At 62.9% G+C, this 13,873-nt stretch carries 10 protein-coding genes; 7 read left to right on the plus strand and 3 right to left on the minus strand.

Features of this window, described 5'->3' with window-relative positions; all coding sequences use genetic code 11:
• Positions 1–152: 152 nt before the first annotated feature.
• The gene (locus ACUIAG_RS07270) at positions 153–632 is read right to left on the minus strand and encodes a Dps family protein (protein WP_015021094.1); all 480 of its coding nucleotides are present in this window, start codon (positions 630–632) and stop codon (positions 153–155) included.
• A gap of 239 nt (positions 633–871) precedes the next feature.
• Positions 872–2,272 carry a hemolysin family protein gene (locus ACUIAG_RS07275; protein WP_445339510.1) on the minus strand — a complete coding sequence of 467 codons (1,401 nt, stop codon included), beginning with the start codon at positions 2,270–2,272 and terminating at the stop codon, positions 872–874.
• Between the two features lie 156 nt (positions 2,273–2,428).
• Here ACUIAG_RS07275 and ACUIAG_RS07280 point away from each other — a divergent pair, with 156 nt between their 5' ends.
• Together ACUIAG_RS07280 and ACUIAG_RS07285 are read left to right on the plus strand one after the other, a co-directional pair.
• Positions 2,429–2,992: a peroxiredoxin gene (locus ACUIAG_RS07280; RefSeq protein WP_110416653.1), complete on the plus strand. Its 564-nt coding sequence runs from the start codon at positions 2,429–2,431 to the stop codon at positions 2,990–2,992.
• A gap of 121 nt (positions 2,993–3,113) precedes the next feature.
• Entirely contained in the window at positions 3,114–4,865 is a 1,752-nt protein-coding gene (locus ACUIAG_RS07285; RefSeq protein WP_313842310.1) for an FAD-dependent oxidoreductase, read from the plus strand.
• A 155-nt stretch (positions 4,866–5,020) separates the two neighbouring features.
• Here ACUIAG_RS07285 and ACUIAG_RS07290 read toward each other — a convergent pair whose 3' ends face one another.
• Complete coding sequence (locus ACUIAG_RS07290; RefSeq protein WP_445339511.1) at positions 5,021–6,034, minus strand: LacI family DNA-binding transcriptional regulator; 1,014 nt, start codon at positions 6,032–6,034, stop codon at positions 5,021–5,023.
• A gap of 325 nt (positions 6,035–6,359) precedes the next feature.
• Between ACUIAG_RS07290 and ACUIAG_RS07295 the strand changes: the two genes are divergently transcribed.
• The 5 genes from ACUIAG_RS07295 (at position 6,360) to ACUIAG_RS07315 (ending at position 13,405) form a co-directional block, all read left to right on the plus strand.
• Positions 6,360–7,622: an ABC transporter substrate-binding protein gene (locus tag ACUIAG_RS07295; RefSeq protein WP_198189877.1), complete on the plus strand. Its 1,263-nt coding sequence runs from the start codon at positions 6,360–6,362 to the stop codon at positions 7,620–7,622.
• A gap of 25 nt (positions 7,623–7,647) precedes the next feature.
• Positions 7,648–8,634, plus strand: coding sequence for a carbohydrate ABC transporter permease (locus tag ACUIAG_RS07300; protein ID WP_313842313.1), 987 nt, complete (start codon positions 7,648–7,650; stop codon positions 8,632–8,634).
• A gap of 1 nt (position 8,635) precedes the next feature.
• Positions 8,636–9,496, plus strand: coding sequence for a carbohydrate ABC transporter permease (locus ACUIAG_RS07305; protein ID WP_445339512.1), 861 nt, complete (start codon positions 8,636–8,638; stop codon positions 9,494–9,496).
• A 105-nt stretch (positions 9,497–9,601) separates the two neighbouring features.
• Complete coding sequence (locus ACUIAG_RS07310; protein ID WP_445339513.1) at positions 9,602–11,722, plus strand: alpha-galactosidase; 2,121 nt, start codon at positions 9,602–9,604, stop codon at positions 11,720–11,722.
• Between the two features lie 45 nt (positions 11,723–11,767).
• Entirely contained in the window at positions 11,768–13,405 is a 1,638-nt protein-coding gene (locus ACUIAG_RS07315) for a glycoside hydrolase family 36 protein (RefSeq protein WP_445339514.1), read from the plus strand.
• The last annotated feature ends 468 nt before the right edge of the window (positions 13,406–13,873 follow it).

A 13,873-nucleotide genomic window follows, 5' to 3' on the forward strand; every position in this document is an offset into this window, starting at 1 on the left:
CGGCGCCCGGCCGTCTCCCAAATCTCAATTCTATCTTGTCCAAAGAGTTATGCCAGCGGCCCCGCACCTTTTACGATGCAGGGCCGCTGGCATACCGCCTATCGGAGGCGGCGATGAGCTTTCAGAGCTCAGAAACCGAGTAACTCAGCAACTCAGAACAGGTGGCTGCGCATGAACCACTGGAAGTGCTCGAGCTCCTGCACGTGGTCCTGCAGAATGTTGGAGCTGACGATGTCCAGGTCGTCCAGCTCCTTGATGGCCTCGCGGTCGCGCTTGATGAAGGTGGTGTAGTAGGTGTCCAGGGCCTTCAGGTAGTCCAGGGCATCCTGGCGGCCGGTCATGGTGATGCCATCCCAGTCGCGGTTCTTCATGATGTCGTCAGGGCGCCCGGCGGGGGAGCCGCCCAGGGTGGCGATGCGCTCGGCGGTCTCGTCGGCCATGTTCAGCACCGAATCAACCTCGGGGTCCATCATCTCATGAATGCCGATGAATTCCTTGCCCTTCATGTTCCAATGGGCGTGCTTGAGGATCAGGGCAGTCTCCTGTTCCTGGCTCAGACGGCTCTGCAGGATGGCGATGACCTTTTCACTGGTCGCTTCGTCGAGTCCCGGTACGGTAAAGTTCAATGCCATAATCGCTCCTTAAATATGAAATTATGCCTGCGGTCGGGTCAGCCCGACCTTGTATCTCCAGACTAGAGGAAAAAGCAAGGAAACGCTTGGATTTTGCGGGAATCAACCAGTGAAATCATTCACGGACCATCGGCTACGCTGATAGTCATTTTTTCTTGACTGGCGTGGGACGGTCCCCGGCTGACTGCCAGCTGGGCTCTGGTCGTAGCGTCGTCTCGGTCAGATTAGACCCGGTCAGGTTATCCTCGGTCTGCTCCCGCTTTTGAATTCGACCTGTCTTCATCTTTCCTGTCTTCATCCACCCCGTCTTCGCTGGCTTCGTCATCATCGTCGGCCTGGTCTTCGGCCTCCTGCCGCCGTCTGACCTCGATGGTCTCGATGCGCCGCCCGTCCACCTTGGTCACCACCATGTCATACCCGTCGTCGGAGTGGACCACATCGCCCACCTGCCCCATCCGTCCGGTCTGGGCCAGGAAGTAGCCGGCCAGGGTCTCGTATGGCCCATCCTCCAGCTCAATCCCGGTCAGGTCGGCGAAGTCCTCGATGGTCATGCCGCCGTCGACCGTGGCAACCCCGTTGACGAAAGCAGTCGCCTGGGGATGGGCCGGATTCTGCTCCTCGGGCAGGTCGTACTCGTCGCGGATGTCGCCCACCAGCTCCTCGGTCATGTCCTCCAGGGTGACGATGCCGTCGGTGCCCCCGTACTCGTCGATGACCACAGCCAGGTGGATGCCCTTCTTGCGCAGCTTCTCCAGGCTGGGCAGCAGTTTGGAGGTGCCGGGCAGGGCGATGCCGGGCCTGGTCACGTCGGCCACGGTCTTGGCATGGGGGTTGCGCACGTCCATCAGGTCGCGCACGTGGACGAAGCCCAGCACGTCGTCGAAGTCGCGGCCGGTCACCGGGTAGCGCGAGTAGGGCTCGTCGTGCACGAATTCGACCGCCTCCTGCAGCGGCATGTCCCCGGCGATGAAGACCACGTCGGCCCGGGGGCGCATGACCTCGGCCACGCTGGTCTCGGAGGCATCGAAGACGTCGCCCAGGATCATCCGCTCGTCCTTGCTCAGGTTGGTGTTGGAGGAGACCAGCATCCGCAGCTCGTCATCGCTGACCTCGGTGTCGGTCTGCTGAGGATCGAAGCCCAGGATGCGCACGATGAGGTTGGTGTTCTTGCCGATCAGCCAGATCAGCGGCCTGCACAGGGTGGTGAAGACGTCGATGGCCGGAACGACGGCCCGGGCGATGGCCTCGGTGCGCTGCATGGCGATCCGCTTGGGCACCAGCTCGGAGATGACGATGGAGCAGTAGGAGATGATCAGAGTCAGAATCACCGTGGTCAGGGTGCCGGCCAGACCCTCGTGCACGCCCCACCCGGTCAGGACGGGCACCACGTAGGGGGCGATGGATGATGCGCCGAAGGAGGCCGACAGGAAGCCCGTCAGCGTCACGCCGATCTGCACGGCGGAAAGAAAGGTGTTGGGGTCGCGGGCGATGCGGGCGACCCGGGCGCCGCGCGCGTCCTGCTGCTCCATCTGCTCCAGCTGCGAGCCGCGCAGGGAGACCAGCGCCAGTTCAGTCCCCGAGAAGACGGAACCAAGCAGGAGGAAGAAGAGAATGAGCAGGATGTTCAGCCATAATGCCATGCCTCCAATGCTAGGGTATGGACGCCCCATGTGCCCTATGTCACACCCCAGCGGTGAACCTCCGTCTTCCCCATACAGCGCTACCTGACTAGCATGAAACACGGAAGCAGGTTCGGCTCCAAGCCGGCATTCCCAACGCTCCCGAAAGGATTTTTCATGTCACAGCTTCAGCACGAATTGACTGAGTTCACCACGCAGGCCTACCAGGATAACAAGACCTTCCCGGTCTCCAAGAAGGATCTGCTGGGCCACTGGTCCCTGCTCTTCTTCTACCCTGCGGACTTCAGCTTCGTCTGCCCCACCGAGCTGGAGGATCTGGCCGGCAAGTATGAGGACTTCAAGAAGATCGGCTGCGAGATCTACTCCGTCTCCTGCGACACCGAGTTCGTCCACAAGGCCTGGCATGAGGCCAACGAGAAGATCGCCAAGGTCCAGTACCCCATGCTGGCCGATCCGACCGCAACCCTGGCCAAGGATCTGCAGACCTACAACGAGGCCGAGGGCAAGGCCGAGCGTGGTGACTTCATTCTGACCCCTGAGGGCAAGGTTGTGGCCTACGAGGTCATCTCCTCCAACGTGGGCCGCAACGCCGACGAGCTGCTGCGCCGCGTCCAGGCCTCCCAGTTCGTCTATGAGCACGGCGATCAGGTCTGCCCTGCCAAGTGGGAGCCCGGCGAGGACACCATCGAGCCCAGCCTGGATCTGGTCGGTCAGCTCTGATCCGCAGCTGCCAACATCGGGAACTCGCCGATCGGAAGCGACCAGGGCGGGTTCCCTTTTCTGTATTCACGACCAGCATCCAACACCAGCACATCCGTGCATTCCTTCGGAAGAGGCATTCATGACGGAAGACAAGAATCTTTATGACGTGGTCGTCATCGGCGGCGGCCCTGCAGGCCTGAGCGCAGGACTCTACCTGGCACGGGCGCGGTACCGCACCCTGATCCTGGAGAAGGACGACTTCGGCGGCCAGATCACCATCACGGCCGACGTGGTCAACTACCCGGGCGTGGCCAGCACCGACGGCCGCAAGCTGACCGAGACCATGCGCCAGCAGGCCCAGAACTTCGGAGCCGAGTTCATGAGCGCCGAGGCCACGGGCATCGAGGCCCAGGGCGACATCAAGGTGGTCCACACCTCCCGGGGCGACCTGCGCACCTTCGGCATCCTGATTGCCACTGGCGCCAGCCCCCGCAAGATAGGCTTCCAGGGCGAACAGGAGTACGCGGGCCGCGGTGTGGCCTACTGCGCCACCTGTGACGGCGAGTTCTTCACCGGGCGCGAGGTCCTGGTGGTAGGCGGCGGGTTCGCGGCAGCCGAGGAGTCGGTCTTCTTGACCAAGTACGCCACCAAGGTGACTCTGCTGGTGCGCGAGGAGGACTTCACCTGCGACGCCGCCGTGGCTGACGAGGCCCGGAACAACGACAAGATCGAAATCCACTACTCTACCGAGCTCAAGGGAGTCTCCGCAGGCCCCGGCGGGCTGGTCGAGGCCTCCATCCTGGACCGCAAGAGCGGACAGACCACCACCTGGAAGCCCCAGGACGGCGGCACCTTCGGCGTCTTCGTCTTCGCCGGCTATGTGCCCCAGACCGGCATGCTCAAGGGCGTGGTGGATCTGGACGACCACGGCTATGTGCTGACCCACGGCTACCTGGAGACCTCGGTGCCCGGCATCTACGCCGCCGGGGATCTGCGGGTCAAGAACCTGCGCCAGGTCATCACCGCCACCTCCGATGGGGCTGTGGCCGCCGTGGAGCTGGAGCGCTACGCCTCCAATATGTCGGACAAGACCGGCCTGGTGCCGCCGCGGCCCGACGATTCCCCCTACGCCCGCTCCGAGCGGCAGGCCGAGAACTCCGCACTGGCCTCGGGGACCTCGCCCGCGCCTGTGGCCCAGGAGCACGACCAGGCCCCGGCCAAGACCTCCGGCTTCTTCGGGCCGGACATCCGCAAGCAGCTGGACATGGTCTTCGGCAAGATGACCGGAAAGCTGGAGCTGGCCCTGGACCTGGACGGCAGCCAGGTCTCCAAGGAGCTGGAGGCCTTCGTGGACGAGCTGGTCGGGCTCTCCGACGGCAAGCTGACCTCCAGGGTCGACTCCCGCACGGATGAGGACGGCAAGGATTACGATCCCGCTGGCGACCTGCCCGATGCCCGCCCCAGCGTGCGCATCTGCCGCGTGGACGACCAGGGCGTCTCCCAGCCGACCGGGCTGGCCTTCCATGGCGTGCCCAGCGGCCACGAGTTCAATTCCTTCGTCCTGGCCCTCTACAATGCGGCGGGCCCCGGGCAGCAGGTGGATCAGCCCACCTCGGACCGGATCGATGCCATCAAGGACCAGGTGGATGTGATGATGCTGGTCTCCCTGACCTGCACCATGTGCCCGACCACGGTCCTGTCCGCACAGCGGGTGGCGGCCCAGAACGGCAAGGTGCGCGCCGAGGCCTACGACCTGGCCCACTTCCCCGAGCTCAAAGACCAGTACCAGGTCATGAGCGTCCCTTGCATCGTGATCCGCAAGGACGGCCAGGAGACCGTGGAGTTCGGCAAGAAGTCCGTTCCCGAAATGCTGGATCTGATCGGGGCCTGACCCTGGGTCTGAGCCTGAACAGAGTCTGACAAGGCGCTGGCGTCAATGCCCTTGTGGCGATGATGCCAGCGCCTTCTCTGATGTAAGCCCCGAATTGCATTGATGAAAAACTATGGATATTATCCGGGGTTCACATGGCTTAATTAGTTGTCGCTTCAGCAGCCGCAGGAGTGACGGACGACCAGATCCGCCTTGATGATCTGCACGTCGGGAACCTGGTCCGGCTCCAAGGCCGCATTGATGGCGCAGGAGGCGATTTTCGCAGTGTCCTGCTGCATGGTGGTCAGCTGAGGCCAGGTGTAGAGGGAGTCGATGGTGCCGTCGAAGGAGACGATGGCCACGTCTTCGGGGATGCGCAGCCCGCGCTCATGCAGGGCCCGAAGAGCGCCCATGGCCTCCATGTCGGAACCGGCGAAAATGGCCTGGGGCGGCTTGCCGCTGTCGATCAGGTCCAAGGTGGCGCGATAGCCGCCCTCGCGTGTGAAGAAGGCCTGGCGGATCCTGCCGGCGGGCAGGTTGGCGTTCTGGTGGGCCGCATACCAGCCCTGGATTCGCGCGTCGCCCCGGTCGTCGGGGGAGCCGCCAAAGAGCATGTCGACGCTGCAGTGCCGGTGCTCGATCAGGTGCTGGGTGGCGGTCAGGCCAGAGTGGAAGAAATCGGTCGACACGCTCTTGGCGTTGGCCACCCGGTGGGGCTGGTCCATGAAGACGAAGCGGCTCTCCTCAAGATGAGCCATGCTCAGCTGTGTGTAGCTGCGCGAGGATGAGAGGAAAATGGCATCGACGTTGCGCTCCAGCAGCTGCCTGATGGACTGCTCCTCCAATTCGGGGTCGCTGCGCACGTTCATGAAGAGGACTGAGTACCCCCGCCGCATGGCCACCGTCTGCAGCTCGTCGTAGATACCGGCGCTGAAGGGGTTGGACGAATCCGGCACGATGACGCCCAGCATCTTGGAATACCCGGTGCGCAGGGCACGCGCCGTGGGGTTGGGGTGGTAGTTCAGCAGCTTCGCCGCCTCGCGCACCCGCTTGGATGTGTCCGGGGCCACTGCCCTGGGCCCGTTGTTGAAGACGTAGCTGACCACCGCCGTGGAGACATTGGCCAGCTTGGCCACATCCGTGCGTGTGGCCCTTCTGCGTTGTCGGAGTTTCTTATCGTTTGCAGCCATCAGAGCTCGATCCCATCTGCCTATTCACCAGTCTCAATTCATGCTACCCGGAATATAGAATCTACTCGAATTGATATTGTTTTCAAACTCCGTTCTACACCGCCATTGACCTGTCCGCACATGCCGGGCTATAGCCGGAAAAGCAAGGGAAATGGCACCAAATTTCCAGCCGTTGCGAAAGCCCTTGTCTTCAAAAGCAGCTGTTCAGGCAATCGGCGTCAGATATTTGACAGATAAATCTACTCGTGTATATTAAGAAACACGAATGAGTTCCTGTTCTCATGGAACATGTTCGGCAACGAAGCAACCTACGAAGGAGTGGTTGATGAATAGGATCAAGACGGTGGCGGCGGTCGGCATCTGCTGCGCTATGGCAATAACCTCATTGGCTGCCTGCGGCTCTTCCTCCTCCGGGGGCAAGAAGACCGTGGAATTCATGACCATGCAGTCTACGGGAACCCCCCAGCTCAAGGCTCTTCAGGGCCTGGGCAAGAAGTTCGAGGCCAAGAATCCGGACATCACCATCAAGATGGTTCCGGGCACCAACAACAACGAGAACGACATCAAGGTTCGTCTGGCGGGCCACAACCCTCCGGACATCTGGAACACCCACGGCTGGTCGCGCGACCGGTACGGCAACTTCCTGGAGCCGCTGCAGAATAGGCCCTGGGCCAAGCGGCTCAAGCCGATAGGCAACGATGTCTTCAAGACCAAGGACGGCAAGTTCTACGCCCTGCCCGCCGACATCCAGGTGTCGGGCATCATGTACAACCAGACGGTCCTGGATGCGGTCGGCATCGATCCCAAGTCCATCGACACCTGGGACGCCTTTGAGCAGGCCTGCACGAAGCTGAAGGCCGCCGGATACACTCCGCTCATCTCCTCCAACAAGGACGCGGGCCCCAACGGGGACCTTGCAGACTACATGCTTCCGGGCATGTACGACGAAAGCCAGCTCAAGGATCTCTCCAAGGGCAAGTTCGACACCGCGGTCTACGAGAAGTACACCACCAGGGTGGCCAAGTGGGCCAAGGACGGCTGGTTCAATGTGGATTACACCTCCGCCTCCCAGGATGACATCTCCAGGCTGATGGCCCAGGACAAGGTCGGCTTCTCCTTCCGCGCCAACGGCAGCTCCCAGCTGATCCAGTCCTACAACCCCAACGTCAAGCTGGGCATGATGCCAGTTCCCGCCGAGGTCGGCAAGCCCTACTTCTCCACCGGCGAGGACACCCTGACCTTCGGCGTCTCCAAGACCAGCAAGAACAAGGACGCGGCGCTGAAGTTCATCGACTTCATGGCCGAGCCTGAAAACCTGCAGAAGCTGGTCGACGTGAGCATGAACGATTCGGCCCTGACCGGCGTCAAGTCCGCACTGGGGCAGTTCGAGCCGACCTACAACTACTGGGTGAACGAGAAGAAGACCAAGCTGGTCCCCTTCTTCGACCGCAAGTACCTGCCCAACGGCATGTACAACACCTTGGCCAAGTCGACCGACGGTCTGCTGACCGGTCAGCTGACTGCACAGGCCGCTGCGGATCAGGTCAAGACCTCCTTCAACAGCCTGTATGGCCAGAAGTCTTCCTGATTAGCTGACCAAGAGGAGTCGAGTCATGACAGATAGTCGCTCAGGGGCGATTCCTTCGCAGGACACCCAATCCGGATCACCGTTACATGGGGATGGCAGGGATGCATCCGTTGGCCACGGCAGGGGTCCCTCCCCGCGTCGTCGCCGTTTCAGGGGTGCCTCGATCAATCTCTTCTATCTTCCTGCCGTCATCCTCCTGGTGGTCTTCATCATCTATCCGCTCCTGTCGGGGATCGGGCTTTCTCTGACCAACTGGGACGGGTACAACGACGCCAAGTCCTTCGTGGGGCTGGCCAACTACAAGCAGATGCTGACTGACACCAACTTCAAGCAGGTGGTCATCAACACCTTCATCTACGGCATCGGCAGCACGGTGCTCCAGCAGATCCTGGGCTTGGCTCTGGCGCTGTTGCTGAACGCCAAGATCAAGGGGCGCACCCTGATCAGGGCCATCATCTACCTGCCCGCCCTGGTGGCCCCGGTCATCATGGGCATCATGTACTACTTCGTCTTCCAGTACCAGCAGGGAGCGCTGAACGCCGTCATGACGGCACTGGGTCTGCACAAGGTGGCCTGGTTCAACAATGCCGGGTTCTCGGTCTGCATCATCGTGCTGGTGAACTCCATCCAGTTCGTCGGCGTCTCCATGATCATCTACCTGGCCGGTCTGCAGACCATGGACCAGGAGGTGGTCGAAGCCGCCGAGGTCGATGGGGCATCCGGCTGGAAGAAGTTCTGGAACATCACCCTGCCGCTCCTGTCGCCCGCCTTCACGACCAGCGTGGTCCTGAACCTGATCGGAGGACTGAAGCTCTACGACATGGTCAAGGTGCTGACAGGCGGCGGCCCCGGGTATGCCACCAACTCCATCTCGACCTATATCGGCACGATCTACTTCGACAACCAGGCGGCCGGGTATGCCTCGGCCATCGGGGTCTTCCTCTTCGTCCTGATTGCCATCGTGACCTGGCTGGTCAACAAGGGACTGGCCAAGCTGGATTGGGAGGCCTGACATGGCTAGCAAGAACAAGAATGCGATGACCCCTGCCGAGCGGTCATACCAGCGTGGGCGCTGGGCCATCTACCTCTTCCTGGTCATCGTCTGCCTCTGCCAGCTCCTGCCCTTCTACCTGGCGATCACCACCTCGCTCAAGCCCTCGGATGATCTGAGCTCGGCTCTGAGCATGCGCACCCATGACATGGCATGGTCCAACTGGACCGAGGCCGTCAATGAGGGCGGCATCCTCAAATCCGTGCTCAACAGCGTGGTGGTGACCGTGGGGACGACGGCTCTGGTCTGCGTCCTGGGAGCGGCTGCGGCCTACCCCCTGGCTCGTCGCCTGACCCGGTTCAACAAGCTGGTCTCGGCCTTCATCCTCTCCATGATGATGATTCCGCCCCTGAGCATTCTGGTCCCCCTCTACTCCTTCCTGGTGAAGATCGGCGGGGTGAACAACTACTGGGGCATCATCGCGGTGCTGACGGCCACCAACCTGCCTCTGTCGGTCTTCCTCTACACGGCCTTCATCAAGGCCATACCCCCGGCGATCGACGAGGCCGGCGAGCTGGACGGAGCCAACCGACTCCAGGTTTTCATGCGCCTGGTCCTGCCCATGCTCAAGCCGGTGACGGCGACCGTGGTCATCATGACCGGCTCGACAGTATGGAACGACTACGCCCTGTCAAGCTACATCCTGACTGATCCCTCGGCCCAGACCATCGCCCCTCGTGTGGCCTCCTTCTTCTCGGCCAATACCAACAATCTGGGCGTCGCCGCAGCGGCATCCCTGATTGCGGCAGCCCCCATGGTGGTCGCCTACATGTTCCTGCAAAAGTACTTCATTGCAGGGATGGTGGCCGGAGCAGTCAAGTAGTCTATCGATCAGGAGCCGCCTGACTGCAGTGGAGCGGGCGGCTCACTGGTTCATCAAGCATCGTTGTTTTTGCACATTTGTTCCGTAGTTACTAAAGGATTTTTCATGCTCTTTCCACAGCCGGTCCATTCTGATCAGCCATTCACTTATATTGCCCTGGGGCCCATTACGCCGGGTGCCGATATTCCTGACATCAGGGGGCTCTATGCAGGCCCCGACCTGGATGGCTTGGAACAGACCCCCGCCTGGGCCTCGACCCATTCGCCCCTGCTGCTGGAGCATGCACAGAACACCTACCTGCATCCGGGCCTGACCGGGCATCGGATCGCCCAAGGCCCCGAAGGCATCCAGGCCGGGCGTTCCTGGTCGCCCCGTTTCCTGGTGGAAGGCCAGACCGAGCAGACCGCCGACTCGCTGACCATCAAGGCCCGTGACGAGGATGCCCAGCTTGGGTTGGAGACCAGGGTGGAGGCCATGGCCGGCGGCTCCCTGCGTATTCGCCACACCCTGCGCAACCTGGGCGCCGACCCCTTCCTGCTGGAGGGTCTGGAGGTCCGCCTGCCCTTGGACGACCAGCAGACCCGAATTCTGGACTTCGCCGGCAGGCACGAGCGTGAACGCAGCCCCCAGCGCCATGACCTGGCCGACGGGGCCTGGGTGCGCGAGTTCCGCTGGGGCCGCACCGGCTTCGAGGGGCCCGTGGTCATGGTGGGCACCCCCGGCTTCGACTTCCATCACGGCAGGGTGCTCTGTGTTCAGCCGGCCTGGAGCGGGAACACCGTGCTCCGGGTGGATCGGAACAGCGCCACCCCGGCCGGCGTCAGCGCTGGCGAGCTCCTGCTGCCCGGCGAGGTGGTCCTGGACCAGGGCCAGGAGTACAGCACGCCCTGGATCGTGGCCACGGCCTCCGACCATGGCATGGATCCGATCATGAACAGCCTGCACGCCTGGGAGCGCACCCTGCCCGAGCATCCGCGCGAGCAGCCGGTCATCCTGAACGTCTGGGAGGCCATCACCTTCAACCACGATTTCGACACCCTGCGCGACCTGGCCGACCGGGCCGCACGCATCGGGGTGGAGCGGCTCGTTCTGGATGACGGTTGGTTCCACCTGCGCCGGGACGACACGGCCGGTCTGGGCGACTGGTGGGTGGACCCGGCGGTCTGGCCACAGGGCCTGAAACCTTTAGTTGATTATGTCCACAAATTGGGGATGCAGTTCGGCCTCTGGTTCGAGCCGGAGATGATCAATCCTGATTCGGACGCCTTCCGCGACCATCCTGAGTGGGTCATGAGGGCATCCTCCAGAAACCCGGAGCTGCAGCGCAACCAGCTGGTCCTGGACCTGACCAATCCCCAGGCCTTCAACCACGTGCTGGAGGCCATGACCCGAGTCCTGGAGTCCTGCCGCATCGACTACGTCAAGTGGGACCACAACCGCGACCTGCTTGAGGCCGGTTCCCAGGCCCACGGTGGCGCGCCGGCCATCCACGAGCAGACCCTGGCCTACTATCGCCTGCTGGACGCCCTCCGCGCTCGCTTCCCCAAGGTGGAGTGGGAGTCCTGCGCCTCGGGCGGCGGCCGCATCGACCTGGGCGTGATCGAGAAGGTCCGCCGCTTCTGGAACTCCGACATGACCGATGCCCTGAGCAGGCAGCTGATTCAGCGCTGGACCGAGCAGACCGTGGCCCCCGAGTACATCGGCGCCCATATCTCCCAGCCCTCCTCCCAGCAGACCGGCAGAACCTACGGCCTGGATTTCCGGGCGGCGACGGCCGTCTTCGGGTCCATGGGCATCGAGTGGGACATCCGCCAGGCCAGCGAGGAGGACCTGGAGCGGCTCAAGGAGTGGATTACCTGGTACAAGGCCAACCGGGACTTCCTCCACTCCGGCCGTGTGGTTCGCCTGGACCTGGCCGACCCCTCGGTCCTGGCCCATGGCGTGGTGGCCCCCGACCGCAGCCGTGCCATCCTGGCCCACGTCCAGTTGGACGAATCCCTGCATAATCGTGGTGTTTATCTACGTATTCCCGGCCTGGACCCCAAGGCCCGGTATCGGCTGGCCTGGACCGGACCCGCCAAGCCCAGGGCTTCGCTGGAGCCTCTGGATCCGACGGGTCCGCTGGGCACCGCCGAGGTCACCGGCACCTATCTGGAGCGCGTGGGCATCCGCATACCCCGCTGCCAGCCCGAGACCATCCGCCTGATCGACCTGGTCCGGGTCTGACCCGCCGCTATCTGCCACACCACAGGGATGAAGGAGCACTGAATCATGAACCCAACCAGCCTTAGCCTGGGAGAGCCGGACTGGATCACGCTGACCACCGATGCCGACAGGGAGACCGCGCCCGCAGGCAGGCCTTTCGGCACAGCCCCCGATGCGAGGGTCAGCCTCAAGGGCGAATCCACTCTGACGGTCAGCCTGACCGCCGGCTCCACCCCCATCCGGTCCCTGGCGCTGCGCTGGACCAGGCCCATGCCCGCCGACGACCTCTACCTGGGCGACGCCTGGGAGCGTGGCTACGGCCGCATGGGTTTCCAGACCATGCGCGCCAACCGGTTCATGCCCTGGTACTTCCTGGCGGCAGGTCAGGAGCAGGCCGAGGGGTACGGGGTGGCCACCGGTGCCAACGCCTTCTGCTTCTGGCAGGTCGATACGGCCGGCATCACCCTCTTCCTTGACCTGCGCAACGGCGGCAGTGGCCTGGTGCTGGACGGTCGGGAGCTTGAAGCGGCCACCATCATCTGCCTGCAATATCCGCTCCAGGAGCGGGCTGGCGGTCCGGTCTTTGCTGTGGCCAGCGACTTCTGCTCCCGGATCAGCCGCAAGGGCCTCATGCCCCCTGAACCGGTCTACGGGAGCAACAACTGGTACTACGCCTACGGGGACTCCAGCCGTTCCCGGATTCTTGCCGATGCCGAGTATCTGGCCGACCTGACCCAGGGCAACGCCCACCGCCCCACCATGGTCGTGGACGACGGCTGGCAGGACCACCACCGGCTTGAGGACTACAACGGCGGCCCCTGGCGGAGTGGCAACCAGAAGTTCGGCGACATGGGCGCCCTGGCCGACCAGATCAAGGCCATGGGCATCAAGCCCGGCATCTGGTACCGCCCGCTCCTCAACGAGGACGAGACCATTGCCGACCAGTTCAGGCTCCCGCACAACGGTTGCCTGGACCCCTCCAACCCGCAGGCCCTGGACTACATCCGCCAGGACATCGCCCAGCTGGGGGAGTGGGGCTACCAGCTGGTCAAGCATGATTTCAGCACCTTCGACCTGCTGGGCAGGTGGGGATTCCAGATGAACCCCTGGCCCAGCCCGGACGGCTGGCACTTCTACGACCGGAGCCTGACCAGCGCCCAGGTGGTCAAACAGCTTTACCGGGCCATCTTCGAGCAGGCCACCGAAGCCGGGATGCTGGTTCAGGGATGCAATGTGGTCGGTCACCTGGGCGTCGGCTTCATGCAGATCAACCGGACCGGCGACGACACCAGCGGCCTGCAGTGGGAGCGGACCAGGCAGATCGGGGTCAACACCCTGGCCTTCCGCCTGCCCCAGCACGGAAGTTTCTACGCCACCGACGCCGACTGCGTGGGCATATCCGAATCAATCGACTGGGAGCTCAACCGCCAGTGGATGGATCTCTTGGCGCGGACCGGCACCCCGCTCTTCTTTTCGGCCCGCCCCGGCAGCCTGACCGCCGACCAGGAGGACCAGCTCAGGCAGGCGCTGGCCTTGGCCTCGACCGGCGGCGCCCATGCCATTCCCTCGGACTGGCTGGTCAACGACTGCCCTGAAATTTGGACTGACGACAGCGGCAGCCGCCGATACTCTTGGTATCAGCCGACTGGCCTGGAGTTCGCGGACAAGCCCGAGCGTTACGACGGTTATCTTTCCGCCGTTTAAAAGTAGATGGCGACCGTGCTCGGTTGGGATGGGCACAGCCGCCTGTTCGCCGGATTGCAGTGATGGGAATCCGGCCTTACTCGTGCGAAGCACAGCGGGGAATATTCGATAACGACATTTACAGAGCCTCCCAAGAACTCTGCCGACTGTCTCCCCAACAGACGGTGCATGTCATTCGTTTCTGCATCTTTGTACAGTGATACAACCCTATCATCGCGCAATGACTATGACAGCCGGATCCAGTGTCGGCGGAACTCAAGGCTGGCGGAATCTGTAAACAGCGGCCAGGCTGACTGGGGTTGTGTGCCCGTGGCCGGCCTGGCCGTGTTACCCTCTCTCCCAGGCGGAGGCGGGGGCGTGCATGCCTATCCTCGGCTTCTGCCTGCGGAAGTGTGGTGGGGGCGCGGGAGGGAGTGTCGGCTCCCTTGGGGTTTGAGCCTTCAGTGACACTTTTCCTCCCTGCTCCCC

The organism is Bifidobacterium sp. ESL0825 (genome assembly GCF_052606465.1).